This is a genomic window from Pseudomonas sp. R11F (assembly GCF_050312575.1).
GTDB lineage: Bacteria > Pseudomonadota > Gammaproteobacteria > Pseudomonadales > Pseudomonadaceae > Aquipseudomonas > Aquipseudomonas palleroniana.
The window spans coordinates 72,878-91,115 of record NZ_JBNPJU010000080.1; the positions used below are offsets into that span (position 1 = coordinate 72,878).

Annotated in this window: 12 protein-coding genes; all 12 read right to left on the reverse strand. The window is 60.8% G+C overall.

From position 1 onward, the window contains the following. Window positions 1–144: 144 nt before the first annotated feature. The 12 genes from ACQRBV_RS27335 to ACQRBV_RS27390 all read right to left on the reverse strand — a co-directional run bounded on the left by ACQRBV_RS27335 (window position 145) and on the right by ACQRBV_RS27390 (window position 18,204). Window positions 145–3,078: a DUF748 domain-containing protein gene (locus ACQRBV_RS27335; protein ID WP_411985611.1), complete on the reverse strand. Its 2,934-nt coding sequence runs from the start codon at window positions 3,076–3,078 to the stop codon at window positions 145–147. Window positions 3,079–3,165: 87 nt separating this feature from the next. Beyond that, window positions 3,166–4,182: a class I SAM-dependent rRNA methyltransferase gene (locus tag ACQRBV_RS27340; protein ID WP_090365792.1), complete on the reverse strand. Its 1,017-nt coding sequence runs from the start codon at window positions 4,180–4,182 to the stop codon at window positions 3,166–3,168. A 71-nt stretch (window positions 4,183–4,253) separates the two neighbouring features. Then, on the reverse strand, window positions 4,254–5,123 hold the full coding sequence (locus ACQRBV_RS27345; RefSeq protein ID WP_104995998.1) for an oxygenase MpaB family protein: 870 nt from the start codon (window positions 5,121–5,123) through the stop codon (window positions 4,254–4,256). Window positions 5,124–5,139: 16 nt separating this feature from the next. Continuing rightward, the gene (gene acs, locus ACQRBV_RS27350) at window positions 5,140–7,077 is read right to left on the reverse strand and encodes an acetate--CoA ligase (RefSeq protein WP_411985612.1); all 1,938 of its coding nucleotides are present in this window, start codon (window positions 7,075–7,077) and stop codon (window positions 5,140–5,142) included. Between the two features lie 104 nt (window positions 7,078–7,181). Further along, a complete protein-coding gene (gene pgi / locus ACQRBV_RS27355; RefSeq protein ID WP_411985613.1) occupies window positions 7,182–8,846 on the reverse strand; it encodes a glucose-6-phosphate isomerase in 1,665 nt (554 codons plus the stop codon). A 214-nt stretch (window positions 8,847–9,060) separates the two neighbouring features. Beyond that, window positions 9,061–9,912, reverse strand: coding sequence for a pantoate--beta-alanine ligase (gene panC / locus ACQRBV_RS27360; RefSeq protein ID WP_060752252.1), 852 nt, complete (start codon window positions 9,910–9,912; stop codon window positions 9,061–9,063). Continuing rightward, on the reverse strand, window positions 9,909–10,709 hold the full coding sequence (panB, locus tag ACQRBV_RS27365) for a 3-methyl-2-oxobutanoate hydroxymethyltransferase (RefSeq protein ID WP_060752251.1): 801 nt from the start codon (window positions 10,707–10,709) through the stop codon (window positions 9,909–9,911). The genes panC and panB overlap by 4 nt, the downstream gene beginning before the upstream one ends. 333 nt (window positions 10,710–11,042) lie before the next feature. Continuing rightward, a complete protein-coding gene (gene folK / locus ACQRBV_RS27370) occupies window positions 11,043–11,525 on the reverse strand; it encodes a 2-amino-4-hydroxy-6-hydroxymethyldihydropteridine diphosphokinase (protein ID WP_411985614.1) in 483 nt (160 codons plus the stop codon). A gap of 2 nt (window positions 11,526–11,527) precedes the next feature. Further along, a complete protein-coding gene (locus ACQRBV_RS27375) occupies window positions 11,528–12,916 on the reverse strand; it encodes a polynucleotide adenylyltransferase PcnB (protein WP_411985615.1) in 1,389 nt (462 codons plus the stop codon). 711 nt (window positions 12,917–13,627) lie between these two features. Further along, on the reverse strand, window positions 13,628–15,067 hold the full coding sequence (locus tag ACQRBV_RS27380) for a sigma-54-dependent transcriptional regulator (protein ID WP_104995993.1): 1,440 nt from the start codon (window positions 15,065–15,067) through the stop codon (window positions 13,628–13,630). Between the two features lie 22 nt (window positions 15,068–15,089). Then, the gene (locus ACQRBV_RS27385; protein ID WP_161548368.1) at window positions 15,090–18,044 is read right to left on the reverse strand and encodes a sensor histidine kinase; all 2,955 of its coding nucleotides are present in this window, start codon (window positions 18,042–18,044) and stop codon (window positions 15,090–15,092) included. Next, on the reverse strand, window positions 18,028–18,204 hold the full coding sequence (locus ACQRBV_RS27390; protein WP_003176118.1) for a hypothetical protein: 177 nt from the start codon (window positions 18,202–18,204) through the stop codon (window positions 18,028–18,030). Before ACQRBV_RS27390 ends, ACQRBV_RS27385 begins: the two co-directional genes overlap by 17 nt. Window positions 18,205–18,238: the final 34 nt, after the last annotated feature.

An 18,238-nucleotide genomic window follows, 5' to 3' on the forward strand; every position in this document is an offset into this window, starting at 1 on the left:
TTGAGGAATCGTCTGAACTAGGCGGCGGCGGCGCGTGAGTTAGATATCCACTCAATGCACCTCCGAGGTTCATGCGACCGACCACACGGATGTGGTCATTACAGGCCCCGACACTTGTGTCGGGGCCTGTTCTATTTGGGGAGATTATTCGGCATCCAGATGCATCGGCGTCACTACGCGGCCGTCTTTCTCGGCCTGCCCCAGGTTGGCATCAATGAAATACACCCGGTCATCTTCCAGTTTCGCCTTATCCACCAGATAGTCCTTGATGGTGCTGGCCCGGTCCTGCCCCAGTTGGCGCAGCAGCACATCACTGGCGCTCCAGAACTTGATCACGCCGTCTTTGAGCTTGGCGGTACGCTCATCGCTGCTCAGGTCTTTCCATTCGGCTGGTGGTTGTTGTTTCAGGCGCGTGCGGTAGATGCCTTCCAGCAAAGGCGCTTTTTCCTTCTCCGGTACAACCAGCAACGAGGCTTGGGCCGGGACTTTGTCGCCACGGCGTTGCAGCATCTTGTAGTAGTTGTATTGGTATTCACGCTCCAGACGCTCGGCGGCAAGGAACGGGCCGTCGCTGCTGGCCGCTGCCGTGCCTTCGATTTCCAGGCGCAGGCTAGGGCGTTCTTTAAGTGCCTTGGCCAACGTGTTCAGGGCGCCTTCTGCATCTTTGCTCAACTCACTGGAACCTGCGGCAAAGGACACACTGCCGAGGTCTTCCGAGCCGCTGCCGGTGATTAGCCCACCAATGAATTTGAATGGTGCTGTTGCCGCGCGTACCACCAGGTTGCGCAGGGTCTGCCACACAATCGGCATTACGCTGAATTGCGGGTTGTTCAAATCACCGCTCACCGGCAGTTCGATAGAGATTTTGCCGTCGCTGTCTTTGAGCAACGCGATCGCCAGGCGAATCGGCAAATCCACGGCGTCGGCACTGTCGACTTTCTCGCCCAGTTGCAGCTGTTCAACCACCACTTTGTTTTCGGCCTTCAATTGGCCTTTGGTAATCACATAGTGCAGGTCCAGGTTCAGGCGACCCTTACGGATGCGGAAACCGGCGAATTTGCCTGAGTAGGGCGTCAATGTCGTCAGTTCGACCCGTTTGAAGCTGGTGGCGATATCCAATGCCGCCATGGGATCAAACGGGTTCACGCTGCCTTTGATGGTCACAGGTGCGTAGCGGTCGACCTTGCCGTTGATGTCGACACTGGCCGGTTTGGCCTGGCGACTGTCGATGGTGCCGATCTGCCCGTTGAGCTGTTGAATGGCCGTGGCGAAATTGGGTGTGAGGCTGAAGTCGGCAAAGTTGGCCGAGCCATCGTTGATCGCAATTTGCCCGATATGAATGCCCAACGGCTTCTCGTTGCTTGCTGCAGGCTTGGCACCAGACTTGGCGCCGCTGTCGGCCGGTTGTGGTATCAGCAGGTCGTCGATGTTGGTGGTACGGTCATCGTTGATCATGAAGCGTGCATACGGCTGCAGCAGGTTGACCTTGTCGATTGAAAGGCTCTCGCCGTGCTGATAGTTCACGCCTTCCAGTATCAGGCGCTGCCATTTGACGAAGTCGCGGGTCTTGAGGGTGTCCAGCGTATGCAACTGGTCGACTTGCGCGCGACCGGTAACTTGCAACGCCAGCGGTGCGGTGCTTTTGAGGTTTACATCCAGGTTGCTGCCCAGCATGCCGCTGCGCAGTTCCAAACGAATGAATGGGCTGATATAGGCCTGGGCGACCCGCAGGTCGATGTCCTGGGTATTCACTTTCAGCTTGGCGCTGACCGGGTTGAGGTTGACCTCGCCGGTTGCCTGGATCTTGCCTTGCTTGCCCAGGCCGCTGTCGACCTTCAGGGTAAAGGGACTCTGGTTGAGGCTGTCGAAGTTCTGCATGTCGACGTTCAACGGGCCCAGCTCCAGCGCTACCGCAGGCGTGGCCGCGCGGTCAGCCAGGTGCACCTGGTAATTACGCAGTTGCACGTCCTTGAGCAGCACTTGCCAGGGTTTGCTTGGGGCTGCGGGTTCAGCTTTTGGCGAGTCGGCAGTGGCCGGCGCGGCTGCCGGCTCCGGGGCCTTGGCCGGTTTGCTCGGTTGGCTGGCGAACAGTTTCTGCCAGTCCAATTGCCCGTCAGCCTCGCGGGCCGCCCAGGTTTCCAGCTTGTTACTGCGGATCTTGCCAACCACCACTTGCTGCTTGGCCAGGTCTACCGTGGTCTCGCTGACGTCCAGGCGCTCCAGGCGTGCCAATGGGCGTCCGTCCGGGGCCTTGATTGCAAAGGGCGCAATGCTGGCCGCGGTATTGGTCAGTTTCAGTTCGGTTTCCTTGGCCAGGCTGAACGTGTACTCGGTGCTGAAGTTCAGCACGCCGTCTTCCAGCACCAGCGGCAAGGCGTCACGGACATAGGGCCACCAGGCTTTCATCTTGCCATCGGTGACTTTCAGCGTGCCCTCGGACGTGATCGGTACCAGGCTGAAATTACCTTTCCAGTCGATCTGCCCGCCCTGAGGCCCTGCGGCCACCAAGGTCATGTCGGCGTTGTCTTCGGGCAAGGTGCTGAGGTTTTTCAGCTCGAAGTCGAGTTTGTCGTAGAGAAACTCGATGGGCTCGCTGGGGCGCAGGTCTTGGAAGTGCACATAACCGCTCGCCAGCTTGATGCTGTCGATGCGCAAAGGGAATGGTTTGGCGTTGGGGTCGGCCGGAGTGGGTTCGCTCGGCGGCAGTTTGAACAACTGCGCGAGGTTCAGTTGGCCGGACTTGTCGAACAGCAACTCGGTCTTGGGCTTGTCCAACTGGACATCGGCCAGGTGCAGGGCGCGAGTCCAGAGACTGTCGATCTGCAGGTTGACGTAAAGGCGTTCGAAACCGACCTGTTCCTTGCCCGGTTCGCCGATCTGCAGGCCCCATGCCGTGACTTCCAGGCTGAACGGGTTGAGTTCGAGACGCTCGAGGCGTGCCGGCGCCGTGGCGTAATTGGCCAGCTGTTGATTGGCGATCCGAAGGGCGATGCCCGGCAAAATCAGGAAGCCCAGCAAGCTGTACAGAGCAAGAGCAGTCAACACGGCGCCGATGGCGCGAATCAATCCTTTGGGCATGGGTGGCGGCATCTATATCGAACGAGAGTGCCTTGGAGTATGGCACGGGATTTCGGTTCCGAAGAACCGGGGCTATTGGGAAAAGGCCTACAGTTGCAGGATCAGGGTCTTCAGCGGTGGCTGTTGGTCCTGTGAGGGAAAATCCGCCCCCGGTGTCATGATCTGCCAGTCGCGTACCGGGCGGCCGGCTTTTTCGGCGCAGCGCAGCACTTGCTCGCGCCAATCGTCCATGCTGACTTTTGCCAGGTTATTGCAGCAGATCAGCACGCCGTTGTCGGCGGTGGCCAGCAGTGCAGGCTTGAGCAGGCTTTGATAGTCGCGCAACAGGTCGACGGTGCCGAAGGCGCTCTTGGCCCAGGCCGGTGGGTCGAGCAATACCAGGTCATATTGGCGCGGCTCAAGGCGTGGATAACTCGGCAGTTTTTGCCCACGCCGCTGGGTAATCGGCAAACCCGCCAGTTGGCGGATGGCCGGGAAGTAATCGGACTGCACGAACTGCATGCTCGGCAGCTGCGGGTTCAGCAGGCCGTTTTCACGACCGACTGCCAGGTTGCCCTCGGCGAAGTCCAGGTTGCACACCTCGCGTGCGCCACCGGCGGCGGCGCTCAAGCCCACGCCGCAGGTGTAGGCGAACAGGTTCAGCACGCTCTTGCCGGCGCTGTGGTCCTTGACCCAGCCGCGGGTATTGCGCAAGTCGAGGAACAGCAGCGGGTCTTGCCCGGCATGGCGCCCGCGCACGCGGTAGTTGAGGCCCCACTCATGGCCGACCAGGTCTTCCAGTGCCGCAGGTTCGGCGCGATACACCGTGTCTTCGCGGTCGATCCGTGAATTGCCCCGGGAGCGGTCGTTGTACACCAGCAGCAATTCCAACCCCATGAACTGATTGATCAGTTGATGCATGTCCAGCAACTCGGCCGTTTCCAACGGCTGGTGAAAACTCTGCACCAGCAATTGCGGGCCATAGCGGTCGATGGTCAGGCCGCCGGCGCCTTCCTGGCTGCCGTGGAACAACCGGTAGCAGTCAGTGCCTTGGGCGTGCAGCTCATGGATCAGGTCTTGGCGTTGATCGAGGGCGGCGCGCAGCGCCTGATTCAGGGAATACATGGAACGCGCCTTGCGTGCTGGGTCAATGGGGGTAAAGGTGGGCGCGGAGTTTAACAGCTATAGGCGCCGGCCTACATCAGCCCCATCCGTCGATGGGCGCGTTGCACCGAACCATTGCGCATTGCCCAACGCAGCAGCGGCGCGCTGCGCTTGACCCCCGCGCGGATCATCTGACGCTGCAGCGGGCTCTGGTGTTGTTCAAGCAGGGTACTGGCCCAGTCCGGTAGCAGGTCGATCCCGGCTTGCATCATCAGGCTGCCGAAGGGTTTGGCCAGGGTGCTTGGGGCGGGAGCGTTGAGCAGCAGGCGCAGCACTTCACGGCTGCGTTCGTCGCACAGCAACTGCGGACGGATGCGTGCCAGATAATCCGAAACGTCCTGCCGTGAACGCGGCACATGCCTGGCGCCCAGCCGTTCGGCGACCAAGGCGATTTCGCTGTAGTAACGATCCTGATCACGCCCCGACAGATGCGGGTTGCAATAACGCAGGTGCGCGGCCAGGAAGTTGCTGACCTCAGCCACATGCACCCAGGTCAACAGCTCCGGGTCACTGGCCGCATAGGGCCGCCCGTCCGGGGCATGCCCGACCACTTGCAGGTGAATGGTGCGGACTTTTTCGATCAGCCATTCGGCATCTTTACGCGAGCCGAAGGTGGTGCCGGAAATAAACTGCGAGGTTCGGCGCAGGCGCCCGAGCATGTCCTGGCGGAAATTCGAGTGGTCCCACACGCCGGCCAGCGCCAGGGGATGCAAGGCTTGCAGCATCAATGCACTGATGCCGCCGATGAGCATGCTGCTGAAGTCGCCATGCACTTGCCAGCTTACCGAGTTCGGCCCGAACAGGCCCGGATCGCCCTTGGGGTTTTCCAGATCCAGTTGGCCCAGCGACAGGCCGGTCAGGCTCATCAGTTGGGTTTCGATGCGGCTGCGGATAAATTCCATGGCGACTCGGGGTTTCCTATCGGTTCAGGCGTTTGTCGATCAGGCCGTCCACGACGCTGGGGTCGGCCAGGGTCGAGGTATCACCGAGGCTGTCCAGTTCGTTGCAGGCGATCTTGCGCAATATGCGTCGCATGATCTTGCCCGAGCGGGTTTTCGGCAAGGCCGGCGCCCATTGGATCAGTTCCGGCTTGGCAAAGCTGCCGATTTCCTGGCTTACCAGGTCCAGCAGGTGTTGCTTCAAGGCGTCGCTGGGTTCCACGCCATTCATCGGCGTAACGAACGCGTAGATGCCCTGGCCTTTGACATCATGGGGGTAGCCCACCACTGCGGCCTCGGCCACCTGGTCATGCAGCACCAGGGCGCTTTCCACTTCGGCGGTACCGATACGATGCCCGGAGACATTGATCACGTCATCGATGCGTCCAGTGATCCAATAGTCGCCATCTTCATCGCGGCGTGCGCCGTCGCCGGTGAAGTAGTAGCCGGGGTAAGGTTTGAAATAGGTGTCGATCATGCGCTGCGGGTCGCCGTAGACGCTGCGGATCTGCCCCGGCCAGCTGGCTTTGATCGCGAGAATGCCGCTGCCGGCGCCGCTGAGTTCCTTGCCGTGCTCGTCCAGCAGCACGGGCTCTACGCCAAACATTGGCCGGGTCGCACAGCCGGGTTTGATGCGCTGAGCGCTGACCAGTGGGCTGAGCATGATGCCGCCGGTTTCTGTCTGCCACCAGGTATCTACAATCGGGCAGCGCTGCTCGCCCACCGCGTTGAAATACCAATCCCAGGCTTCCGGGTTGATCGGCTCGCCGACGCTGCCCAGCAGGCGCAGGCTGGCGCGTGAGGTGTGCTCCAGCGGGCCGTGGCCTTCACGCATCAGGGCGCGCAGCGCGGTGGGAGCGGTATAGAAGATATTGACCTGGTGTTTGTCGATCACCTGCCAGAAGCGCGAACTGTCGGGGTAGCTCGGCACGCCTTCGAACATCAGCGAGGTGGCGCCGTTGGCCAGCGGACCGTACACGATGTAACTGTGCCCGGTGACCCAGCCCACGTCGGCCGTGCACCAGAACACTTCGCCGTCGCGGTAATCGAGCACGTATTTGAAGGTCATCGCCGCCTGCAGCAGGTAGCCTCCGGTGGTGTGCAGGACGCCCTTGGGTTTGCCGGTGCTGCCGGAGGTGTAGAGGATGAACAATGGGTCTTCGGCATCCATCGGCTCGGGCGGGCAGTGCTCGTTGGCGGTATCCAGGGCTTGCTGGTACGCAAGGTCACGGCCCTCGCTCCAATTCACGGCAGCGCCCGTGCGTTGTACCACCAGCACCGTGCTGACGTTCGGGCAACTGGCCAGGGCTTTGTCGACATTCTTCTTCAGTGCGATCGGCTTGCCGCCGCGTACGCCTTCATCGGCGGTTATCACGGTGCGGCAGTCGGCGTCGAGAATGCGGTCGCGCAGGGCATCCGGCGAGAACCCGCCAAACACGACCGAGTGCACGGCCCCGATTCGCGTGCAGGCCAGCATGGCGTAGGCGGCCTCGGGAATCATCGGCATGTAGATGCACACCCGGTCGCCTTTCTTCACGCCACGGCTTTTCAGTACGTTGGCCAGGCGGCTGACCTTCTGGTGGAGTTGGCGGTAGGTAATGCTGCAAGCATGGGCAGGATCATCGCCTTCCCAGATGAACGCCGGTTGATCGGCACGTTGTGCCAGGTGACGGTCGATACAGTTGTAACTGACGTTCAGTTGGCCGCCGGCGAACCATTGGGCGGCGCCGCTGCGGATATCGGCGCTGTGCACGGTATGCCAGGGGGTGATCCAGTCGAGAAAGCCCTTGGCTTGTTCAGCCCAGAAGGCATCGGGTTGCTCGATGGATTGACGATAGAGGCGCTGGTAGTCCTCTTGACTGAGTTGCGCAGCCCGGCGGACGGCATCGGCGTGGGGATACTGGCTGATATCGAACATGAGCGCTCCTTATTCTTGTTTTGCGACAAGTCATAAAGATGCACCCTGTGGGGGGAGGGTTCAAGGCCAACGTCCAAGCGGACGTTGGCCCTGTACTACCGCTATCAGCCGCGGTGACGACCACGGAAGTAGTTGATCAGGCCCTGGGTCGAAGCGTCCTCGGCGGAGGTCTCTTCGGTGCCGGTCAGGCGGTTGTAGACGCCTTTGCCCAGCTCTTTGCCCAGCTCCACGCCCCATTGGTCGAAGGCGTTGATGCCCCAGATCACGCTCTGCACAAACACTTTATGTTCATACATCGCCACCAGGGCGCCCAGGCGGCGCGGGCTGATGCGTTCAACCACGAGGGTGTTGCTTGGACGGTTGCCCGGGATCACCTTGTGCGGAGCCAGTTTCTGTACTTCGGCTTCCGGAAGGCCCTTGTCGCGCAGTTCGGCTTCGGCTTCGCTGCGGGTTTTGCCCAGCATCAATGCCTGGCTCTGGGACAGGCAGTTGGCGTACAGCCACTGATGGTGGTCGGACACCGGGTTGAAGCTGACGATCGGCACGATGAAGTCGGCCGGGATCAGTTGGGTCCCTTGGTGCAGCAACTGGTGGTAAGCGTGTTGGCCGTTGCAGCCTACGCCACCCCAGATCACCGGGCCGGTATCGGTGGACACCGGTGTACCGTCCTGGCGCACACTCTTGCCGTTGGATTCCATGTCCAGCTGTTGCAAGTGCTTGGTGATGTTACGCAGATAGTGGTCGTACGGCAGGATCGCATGGCTCTGCGCGCCCCAGAAGTTACCGTACCACACGCCCAGCAAGCCCAGCAGTACCGGCATGTTGGCTTCGAATGGCGCGTTCTGGAAGTGCTGGTCCATGGTGTAGGCACCGGACAGCAGTTCCTTGAAATTGGACATGCCGATTGCCAGGGCGATTGGCAAGCCGATGGCCGACCACAGCGAGTAACGGCCGCCGACCCAGTCCCACATCGGGAAGATGTTTTCTTCGCGGATACCGAAAGCTACCGCCGCTGCGTTGTTGCTCGACACGGCGATGAAGTGGCGGTACAGCTCCGCTTCCGAGCCACCCTGGGCCAGGTACCAGGCGCGGGCGGCCTGGGCGTTTTTCAGGGTTTCGAGGGTGTTGAAGGATTTCGACGAGACGATGAACAGCGTGGTCTCGGCGCGCAGTTTCATGGTCAGCTCGTGGAACTCGCTGCCGTCGATGTTCGCCAGGTAATGGCAGCGCACGCCTTTATGGGCGTAGGACAACAGCGCTTCGGAGACCAGCTCCGGGCCGAGGAACGAGCCACCGATGCCGATGTTCACCACGTCGGTGATCGGCTTCTCGGTGTAACCCCGCCACAGGCCGTCGTGGATGCGGCCGACCAAGTCCGTGATCTGGTTCAGCACCTTGTGCACGTCCGGCATGATGTTCACGCCGTTGACCGACAATTTGTCGCCCACCGGGCGGCGCAGGGCGGTGTGCAGGGCAGGTCGGCCTTCGGACGAGTTGACCGGGTCACCGGCGAACAGCGAGTTGATCGCGTCCTTGAGGCCGACTTCGTTGGCCAGGCCCACCAGCAGGTCACGGGTTTCGCGGGTGATGAGGTTTTTCGAGTAATCGAGGAAAAGCCCGCAGCTGCTCAAAGTGAATTGGGAAAAGCGCTGGGGATCGGCATTGAATGCCTCGCGCATGCTGAAATCCTGCATGGCTTGGCGATGTTGATTGAGCGCTTGCCAGGCGGGCAGAGCGGTAACGTCATGAGGAGTGCGGTAGTACGCCATCGCTGCGGGTTTCCTTTTTATTACGGGGACTGCCTTTAGGACACTTCAAAGTCCGGAACGTCCTGTCTTTGATCAAGCGGCCGATGCCGGACAGCGCTAACCAAGAGCGCAGGGCGATTACATTAAACCTAGCGTGTCGATATGTCTTGGCTTTGTCTGCGCTGTAGCCGGTACTTTTTTATACCGGCCCAGCGAGGAGGGCAAATGAAGGTGTTCAGTTGAGGGTCAAATGCAGGTTGTCGATGAGGCGAGTGGCGCCCAGATAGGCGGCTACCAGAATCACCACATCGCGGTCCTCGGCCGTGGCTGGACGCAGATGCACGCCCTGGCGCACTTCAAGGTAGTCGACGCGCAGGCCGGCAGCTTCGATCTGCTGCACCTGTTCGGCACGCAACGTGGCGAAGTCTTTGTCACCTGCCTTGATCGACGCGGCAATCTGGCTGAGGCTGCGATAGAGCACCGGGGCAATGGCACGCTGCTCCTCGGTGAGGTAGCCGTTGCGCGAAGACAGCGCGAGGCCGTCTTCGGCACGCACGGTGGGCTCGCCGATGATCTGGATCGGCATGTTCAGGTCATGGACCATGGCACGGATCACCGCCAACTGCTGGTAATCCTTCTGGCCAAATACGGCCATGTCCGGTTGGACCATGTTGAACAGCTTGCTGACCACCGTCGCCACGCCTTCGAAGTGCCCGGGGCGGCTGGCCCCGCACAGGCCTTCGGACAGCTGCGGGACGCTGACGCGGGTCTGGCCCGTCATGCCGCCTGGGTACATTTCCTCGACGGTCGGTGCAAACAGCAGGTTGCAGCCGGCTTGCAGCAGTTTTTCCTGGTCGGCGGCGAGGGTGCGAGGGTATTTGTCCAAATCTTCGCCGGCGCCGAATTGCAGCGGGTTGACGAAGATACTCGCGACTACGAAGTCCGACTGCTGAGCCGCCTTGGTGACCAGGGTGGCATGGCCGCTGTGCAGGTTCCCCATGGTCGGCACGAAGCCGATGCGCTTGCCGGCGCTGCGCGCGTGGGTCACGGCGGCCCGCAGTTCACGTACGGTCTTGACAGTGTTCATGCAGAGAACCCGTGTTCGGCGCCTGGGAAGGTTACTGCTTTGACTTCACGAACGTAGGCGCTCAGTGCTGCCTGGATGCTGTCCTGGCCGTCCATGAAGTTCTTTACGAACTTAGGCACATGGCCGCTTATGGACAGGCCAAGCATGTCGTGCACCACCAGTACCTGACCATCGGTCGCGGACCCGGCACCAATGCCGATCACCGGCACTTTGACGGCTTGGGTGATTTCAGCGGCCAGTTCGCTCGGTACGCACTCCAGCACGATCATCGCGGCGCCGGCCTGTTCCAGGGCAATGGCATCGGCGCGCATCTGGCGTGCCTGGGCTTCATTGCGGCCTTGAACCTTGTAGCCGCCGAGGATGTTCACCGACTGCGGCGTCAGCCCCATGTGCACACACACCGGAACTCCGCGCTCAGCCAGCAGGCGAATCGAGTCGGCGAGCCATACGGCGCCCTCAATCTTGACCATGTGTGCACCGGCTTGCATGAGTTTGCCGGCGTTCTGGAAGGTCTGCTCGGGGGTGGCGTAAGCCATGAATGGCAGGTCGGCGATGATGAACGCGCCGTCGTTACCGCGCTTGACGCTGGCGGTGTGGTAGGCCAGTTCATCGGTGGTCACCGGCAGGGTGCTGTCATTCCCTTGAAGAACCATGCCCAGGGAGTCGCCCACCAGGAGCACCTCGACCCCGGCCTGGCAGCTGACGTGGGCGAAGGTGGCGTCGTAGCAGGTCAGCATGGTGATTTTTTCACCCTTGAGCTTGAGGCTCTGCAAGGTGGTCAGGGTAATGCTTGGCATGAAAAGGGTCCTCGTTCAGGCGCTTGGAAACAGCGAGTAACGCGCGTGAGTCTTCGTTTATACAGGCGCACTGTCTTGAAAGCAGTGCTTATATGGCCTGGATTGCGCCCTTCAGCGCCGGGTTGGCGGCGGCGGGACGCCTATAGTCGTGAGGAGGACACGGGAAGTCAATTGGATGTGTTACCGCATTGTTACGAGCGGGGTGTTACCTGTGTTACTGATGCGATTGTAGGAGCGAGCTTGCTCGCGAAGATCGTTAACGACAATACGCCGTGCCTGGATAAACGCGGTGTTTTGACGTATTTCGCGAGCAAGGCGGGCCTGCTCCTGGATTCAATCAGGCAGGCGTTCCAGGCCGACAAACGGGCAAGCTTCAAGCAGCGCGCTGAGTCGCTGGCCATCCGGCAGTTGCAGATCGGCAGGGGCCAATTCGGCCAATGGGTACAGCACGAACGGTCGAACGTGCATCTGGTAGTGAGGCACTTTCAGGCGGGGCTCGTCGATCAGGCGATCGCCAAACAGCACGATGTCCAGGTCCAGCGTGCGCGGCCCCCAGCGTTCCAGGCGTTCGCGGCCCTGGTCATGCTCGATGGCTTGCAGCGCATCCAGCAGCTCCAGTGGCGCCAGGCTGCTGTCCAGGGCCGCAACGGCATTGGTGTAGCGCGGCTGGCCTGGGAGCAGGGAGTCACTTTGATAGAACGCCGATACCCCTGCGAGGGTGGTACCGGGTAATAGCACCAACGCCTGCAAGGCGTTGCGCAATTGCTGCTGCGGGGCAGCGAGGTTGCTGCCCATGCCGATGTAGATGCGTTCCACGGTTATTCGCCTGCGGCATCGGCGCCGCTGCGCTTGCGTTTGGCACCGCTGCGGCGACGTTTTTTCGGGCCTTCTGTGTCACCTTTGCTGCCGAGGTCGCGAATCATGTCGCGGCGCTGGCTGTCATTAGCGTCCTGATAGTCAGTCCACCATTCGCCCAGACCGTCGGTCTGTTCCCCAGCGCTTTCGCGCAGCAACAGGAAGTCGTAGCCGGCGCGGAAACGCGGGTTGTCCAGCAGCAGGTCGGCGCGTTTGCCGCTGCGGCGTGGCAGGCGTTCCTGCATGTCCCAGATCTCGCGGATCGGCATGGTGAAGCGTTTCGGGATGGCGATGCGCTGGCACTGCTCGGCGATCAGCTCGTGAGCAGCTTCCTGCATGGCAGGAATCGGCGGCATGCCGCGCTCTTGCAGGCGCAGTACACGCTTGGGCAGGGCAGGCCACAACAGGGCGGCAAACAGGAACGCCGGGGTTACCGGCTTGTTCTGCTTGATGCGCAGGTCGGTGTTGATCAGCGCTTCGCTGATCAACGTGTGGGTGTAGGTCGGGTTGTATTCCAGGGCCTCGGCGCTGGCCGGGAACAGTGGGTCGAACAACTGCAGGTCGACCAGCATTTCGAACGTGTCGGCGGCGTAGCCCGAGAGGAACAGCTTGAGTACTTCTTCGAACAGGCGCGCGGAAGGAATCTCGCGCAACATCGGCGCCAGTTCACGAATCGGCGCGGCCGTGTGCTTCTCGATACCGAAGTTCAGCTTGGCGGCAAAGCGCACCGCTCGCAGCATACGGACCGGGTCTTCCTGGTAGCGCTGGACCGGATCGCCGATCAGGCGAATCAGGTTATTGCGAATGTCATGGACGCCATTGGCGTAATCGAGAATGCGCTCGCTGACCGGGTCGTAATACAGGGCGTTGATGGTGAAGTCGCGACGTTGCGCGTCTTCTTCCAGGGTGCCATAGACGTTGTCCCGCAGAATGCGCCCGCTCTCGTTGCGAGAAGACTGGTTGGTGTCTTCCTCCTCGTCGTTTTGCGGGTGGTTGGCACGGAACGTCGCGACCTCGATGATCTCGCGACCAAAGTGGATGTGCACCAGCTTGAAGCGTCGGCCGATGATTCGCGCATTGCGAAACTCGGCGCGCACTTGCTCAGGCGTGGCGCTGGTGGCGACGTCGAAGTCCTTGGGCGTGATATTGAGCAGCATGTCGCGTACGCACCCACCCACCAGATAAGCCTGGTAGCCGGCGTTCTGCAACCGTTCGACGATGTTCACCGCATAACGGCTGAATTGAGCGCGCTGCAATGAATGCTGATTGCTGTTAAGCACTTCAGGCGTGCTGCGAATGTGTTGCGTTCGACGCAAGGGAGAACGGAATGACTGGAACAACTTCTTCAGCATGGGATGCACTGTTTGAAGGAATGTTCGGCCATAACGAAGAATGACCGCATGATGGGCGGGGATTCTAGCATTTAGTCAGGGGATGGTGTAGGAACAAGCTGCGGCCTTGCGCCATAAGCCTTAAATCGTCAGAGCGCTCAAGCTAAACGCCGGAAACTACAAGGGGAGCCGAAGCTCCCCCAGAAGTAGTTGCGTGCTCTATTTTTATTATTGATTGCGGGCTTCTTGTTTTTGTTGATCGCCCTCGTCAGGAAGCTTTACCTTCATGACACTCCCAATCGGGAGTCAAGAGCAAACGGATTGCTTTGGTCGCTGTGTTGCTGATCTACGATCCAACCAGTTCAGGCTCTGCCTTAGGGCAGTTTTTTGTTGTTCTCGGCCTGGTTGCGGGGCAAGCCCCAAATGCAACGCCTCTCCAAAAGAATCAGTTAGCTGCGCCTCCGCCGTGTTGTTTTTGTTATGCGTGAGTCGATTCGTCTTATTTTTATTGTCTTGTACAAAGCTTGTTATTGTTTTTGTACTAAGCATATAGCAGGGTGCGTGCCAACTTTTGCACCGCCCAGCAAAAACGGGGGGTTGGTGGGTTTTCGAGGTTTTTTCGGACGAAAAAAAGCCGGGGCTTCGTTACCGTAAGCCCCGGCTTTTGTTACGTAAAAATTCTGCGGTAACAGTTTTTTCACATCTGAGGGTGTTACCCGCAGGCGCGCATACTCAGCTTTCGCTGGCCACCCCGGTCTTGCGCCGTGGAATACCCAGGCGCTGGCGCCGTTCCCACAAGCACTTGCGGCTCACGCCAAGCTTGCGGGCCAGTTCGGTCTCGGTCATGTGGTCCTGATGCTCCAGGACGAAATGCTGGAAGTAGTCTTCCAGTGACAAATCTTCCGTCGGCTCATGGCTGGTATTGCTACCGCCGCCTGGCTGTGGGGCCATGTCGAGGAAGTCGTCGTCTTCAAGATCGCTGAGTTCGATATCGATGCCCAGCAGTTCAGCGGAAATTTCCGGGCTTTCCGACAGGATCACCGCACGCTCGACAGCGTTTTCCAGCTCTCGCACGTTACCCGGCCACGAGTAATGCCGAATCGCCTGCTCGGCGTCCGCGGCGAATTTCAGGTCGGTGCGGTTGATGCGCGCACTTTGACGCAGCAGGAACGCGTTGGCGATTTCGTTGACGTCGGCACCACGCTCGCGCAGCGCCGGCAGCTTGAGGGCGATGACGTGCAGGCGGTAATACAAGTCTTCGCGGAACTGGCCGATCTTGGCCAGGCTCTTGAGGTCACGGTGGGTCGCGGCGATCAATCGCACGTCGACCTTCTGTGACTGCACCGAGCCGACGCGACGAATCTCGCCTTCCTGCAGTACCCGCAGCAATCGCGCCTGGGCTTCCAGGGGCAGTTCGCCGATTTCGTCGAGGAACAAGGTGCCGCCGTCCGCCGCTTCCACCAGGCCCGCACGCCCGGCGCTGGCGCCAGTGAACGCGCCTTTCTCGTGGCCGAACAGTTCGGACTCGATCAGCGACTCGGGGATCGCCGCGCAGTTCACCGAAATCATCGGTGCCTTGGCGCGCTTGGACAGGTTGTGCAGCGCACGCGCCACCAGTTCTTTACCGGTGCCCGATTCGCCCTGGATCAATACATTGGAGTCGGTCGGCGCAACCTTGCGGATCTTGCTGTAAAGATCCTGCATCGGTGGGCACGAGCCGATGATGCCGATCTCGCCATTGCTGTTGTCGACCCCAGGCTTGTCCGCGCCGTTGGTGGCCTTGCCGGCGGGGCGCGCTTCGGCCTGCGCACTGCCGGCCGACTGCCGGTCGCGCAGGATGCGGGCCACGGCCTGGAGCATCTCGTCGTGGTCGAAGGGCTTGGCGATGTAGTCCACCGCGCCCATCTTCATGGAGTCCACCGCCGAGCGCAGGCTGGCATAGCTGGTCATGATCAGCACCGGGGTGCCCTGGCCCAGCTTGATCAGCTCGGTGCCCGGTGCGCCCGGCAGGCGCAGGTCACTGACAATCAGGTCGAACGTGGGAATGCTGAATCGCTCTTGGGCTTCCTGCACCGAGCCGGCTTCGCTGACCTGATACTGATTACGTTCAAGCAGGCGACGCAAGGCAGAGCGGATAATGGTTTCGTCTTCGACGATCAAAATGTGCGGCATTGATTCAATTCTCTCGACGGTCTCAGTTCACAGCGGACGTCGCTTCGACATGACGCGGCAAGGTCACCCTTATACGGGTGCCGCGTTGGCTTTCGGTGTCAGCCGGGCTGTCGATGGTGATTTGTCCATAATGCTCTTCAACGATGGAATAGACCAGTGCAAGGCCCAGACCGGTACCTTCACCTGGATCCTTGGTGGTGAAGAAAGGTTCGAACAATCGGTCCATGATGTTCTGTGGAATGCCGCTGCCTTCGTCTTCCACGATCAGGTCGATCGTGTGCTCGAAAGCCTCGCTCTTGACACGTACCGCGCTGCCGGCCGGTGATGCGTCACGGGCATTGGACAGCAGGTTGATCAACACCTGCGCCAAACGTTGGGAGTCGCCGTCGACCCAGTGATCCGGGTCGCACAGATTGAAAAACTGTACTTCGAAATTGCGCCGGTTCAAGGCCAGCAGCCCAATGGCATCCTGCGCCACCTCGGCCAGGCACACGGCTTCATCCTGGTTCTGATGAGCCCCTGAGTGGGCGAAACTCATCAGCGATTGCACGATGCGCGAAACACGTTTGGTCTGCTCAAGGATTTGCCCGCTGATCTCGGTGATCTCGCCGTCTTCTTCGCGTTCTTCGCGCAGGTTTTGCGCCAGGCAGGCGATACCGGTGATCGGGTTGCCGATTTCGTGGGCGACACCCGCCGCCAGTCGGCCGATGCTGGCCAGGCGCTCAGAGTGCACCAGTTTGTCTTCGAGCATCTGGGTTTCGGTCAGGTCTTCCACCAGCAGCACCAGGCCGCTGTTGCCGGGGGCGAGGGGTTCGTCAATCGCCGCCTTGTGCAGGTTGAGCCAGCGGGTCTGGCCGTCGAGGGCCAGATGCTGCTTGTGCAAGTGTTCGTCGGGCAGGTTGATGAAGCCTTGCAGCAGTTCTTTCCACGGCTCGCCCAGGGTATTCAAGCGTGAACCTACTACCCGCTGGGCGGCGATGCCGGTGAGTTCTTCCATGGCCTTGTTCCACATCAGGATCTCTTGATCCTTGGCCAGGGAGCACACGCCCATCGGCAGTTCCTGCAGAGTCTGGCGATGGTAGCGGCGTAGCGCATCGAGTTCGGCGGCGAGGCCGGTGAGGCGTGAGTGGTAGTCCTCCAGCCGGCTCTCGATGAAGTGGATGTCTTCGGTGACGTAGTTTTCACCGCCAGCCTTGTAGGGCAAGAACGTTTCGACCATGTCCTGGGACACGCTCGGCCCCATGAGGCCGGAAAGGTTGGCTTCGATACGATCACGCAGGCGGCGCAGCGCATAGGGGCGGCGCTCGTCGAACGGCAGGTAGAGATCGCGCAAGGCCTGTTCTACTTCTTTCTGTGCCGCCTTGGCGCCCAGTGGCTTGGCCAGTTGCGTGGCGAACTCCTGGGGTGAGGCGGCGTGCAGCTCGCGGCGTTGTGGGCGACGTACGTTATCCACCGCGCAGGCCTCAGCGGCGCTGGTTTCTTCGGGGCTGGCGTTGGTGAACAGCGAGATCAGGGTGAACATCAGCACGTTGGCGGCCAGGGACGCGATCGCCGCCATGTGCCAGCTGGTGTCATCCAGCACGTAAATCATGTTCAGCAACGGGATGTAGAAACCCTGAAGGTTGCCGACCAACGGCAACAACATGGTGACGATCCACACCAAGATGCCGGCCAGCAGCCCGGCGACAAAACCACGGCGGTTGGCGGTGGGCCAGTACAGTACCGACAACACGCCCGGCAGGAACTGCAAGGTGGCGACGAACGCGACGATCCCGAGGTTGGCCAGGTCTTGCCCGGCGCCCAGCAGCAGGTAGAAACCATAGCCGGCCATGATGATGGCGACGATCAGTGCGCGGCGCGTCCATTTCAGCCAGCGGTAGATATTGCCTTCGGCGGGCGGCTGGTAGAGCGGCAGGACCAGATGGTTGAGCGCCATCCCCGACAGGGCCAGGGTGGTCACGATGATCAAGCCGCTGGCCGCCGATAAGCCGCCCACATAGGCGAGTAGCGCCAGGGCCGGGTTATTCGCGGCGATACCGACGCCGAGGGTGAAGTATTCCGGGTTGGTGGTGGCCCCCAGCTTCAGGCCGGCCCACAGGATCAGCGGCACCGCCAGGCTCATCAGCAACAGGAACAGCGGCAAGCCCCAACTGGCGCTGACCAGTGAGCGCGGGTTGAGGTTCTCGGTGAAGGTCATGTGGTACATGTGCGGCATCACGATCGCCGAGGCGAAGAACACCAGCAGCAGTGTGCGCCACGGGCCTTCCTGCAAGGGGGTGTGCAGGGCGGCGAGGGCGGTCTGGTTTTGCAGCAGCCACAGCTCCAACTGTTGCGGGCCGTCGAACACGCCATACAGCGCGTAGAGGCCGACGCCACCGATGGCGATCAGCTTGATGACCGACTCGAAGGCTATCGCGAATACCAGGCCTTCGTGTTTTTCACGGGCGGCAATATGGCGCGAGCCGAAGAAAATCGTGAACAGGGTGATCAGCGCACAGAAGGCCAGGGCAACGCGATGCTGCACCGGCTCGCGGGTCAGTATGCTGATGGAGTCGGCCACCGCCTGGATCTGCAGGGCCAGCAAGGGCAGGACGCCAATCAACATGAATACGGTGGTCAGCGCGCCGGCCCAGGTGCTGCGAAAGCGAAAGGCAAACAGGTCTGCCAGGGACGACAACTGATAGGTGCGGGTGATTTTCAGGATCGGATACAGCAACACGGGCGCCAGCAGGAAAGCGCCGGAAACCCCGAGGTAGCTGGAAAGGAAGCCATAACCGTACTGATAGGCCAGGCCAACGGTGCCGTAGAACGCCCAGGCACTGGCGTAGACGCCCAGGGACAAGGTGTAGGTCAGCGGATGGCGAATGATCGCCCGCGGAATCATTCCGCGCTCACTGATCCAGGCGACGCCGAACAACGCAGCCAGGTAGGCGGCGCTGATCAGCAGCATCTGGGTGAGGCTAAAGCTCATCGGCATCTTTTTGGCTCTGCAGGATGAAAGTCACGACGATCAGGATCAGCCACAGCAGATAAGGGCGGTACCAGGCGCCCGTGGCGTCGATCCACCAATCCATGATGGCGGGGGAAAACAGGTAGATCCCGACGACCAGCAGCAGGACCAATCGATAGATGTACATGTTGGCCTCTGTGTGAAAACGTGCGGCGATGGTA

Coding starts and splice junctions, on each gene's coding strand:
- ACQRBV_RS27335 (WP_411985611.1), bottom strand. CDS start 3,078: ATGCCCAAAGGATTGATTCGCGCCATCGGCGCCGTGTTGACTGCTCTT.
- ACQRBV_RS27340 (WP_090365792.1), bottom strand. CDS start 4,182: ATGTATTCCCTGAATCAGGCGCTGCGCGCCGCCCTCGATCAACGCCAA.
- ACQRBV_RS27345 (WP_104995998.1), bottom strand. CDS start 5,123: ATGGAATTTATCCGCAGCCGCATCGAAACCCAACTGATGAGCCTGACC.
- acs (WP_411985612.1), bottom strand. CDS start 7,077: ATGTTCGATATCAGCCAGTATCCCCACGCCGATGCCGTCCGCCGGGCT.
- pgi (WP_411985613.1), bottom strand. CDS start 8,846: ATGGCGTACTACCGCACTCCTCATGACGTTACCGCTCTGCCCGCCTGG.
- panC (WP_060752252.1), bottom strand. CDS start 9,912: ATGAACACTGTCAAGACCGTACGTGAACTGCGGGCCGCCGTGACCCAC.
- panB (WP_060752251.1), bottom strand. CDS start 10,709: ATGCCAAGCATTACCCTGACCACCTTGCAGAGCCTCAAGCTCAAGGGT.
- ACQRBV_RS27375 (WP_411985615.1), bottom strand. CDS start 12,916: ATGCTGAAGAAGTTGTTCCAGTCATTCCGTTCTCCCTTGCGTCGAACG.
- ACQRBV_RS27380 (WP_104995993.1), bottom strand. CDS start 15,067: ATGCCGCACATTTTGATCGTCGAAGACGAAACCATTATCCGCTCTGCC.
- ACQRBV_RS27385 (WP_161548368.1), bottom strand. CDS start 18,044: ATGCCGATGAGCTTTAGCCTCACCCAGATGCTGCTGATCAGCGCCGCC.
- ACQRBV_RS27390 (WP_003176118.1), bottom strand. CDS start 18,204: ATGTACATCTATCGATTGGTCCTGCTGCTGGTCGTCGGGATCTACCTG.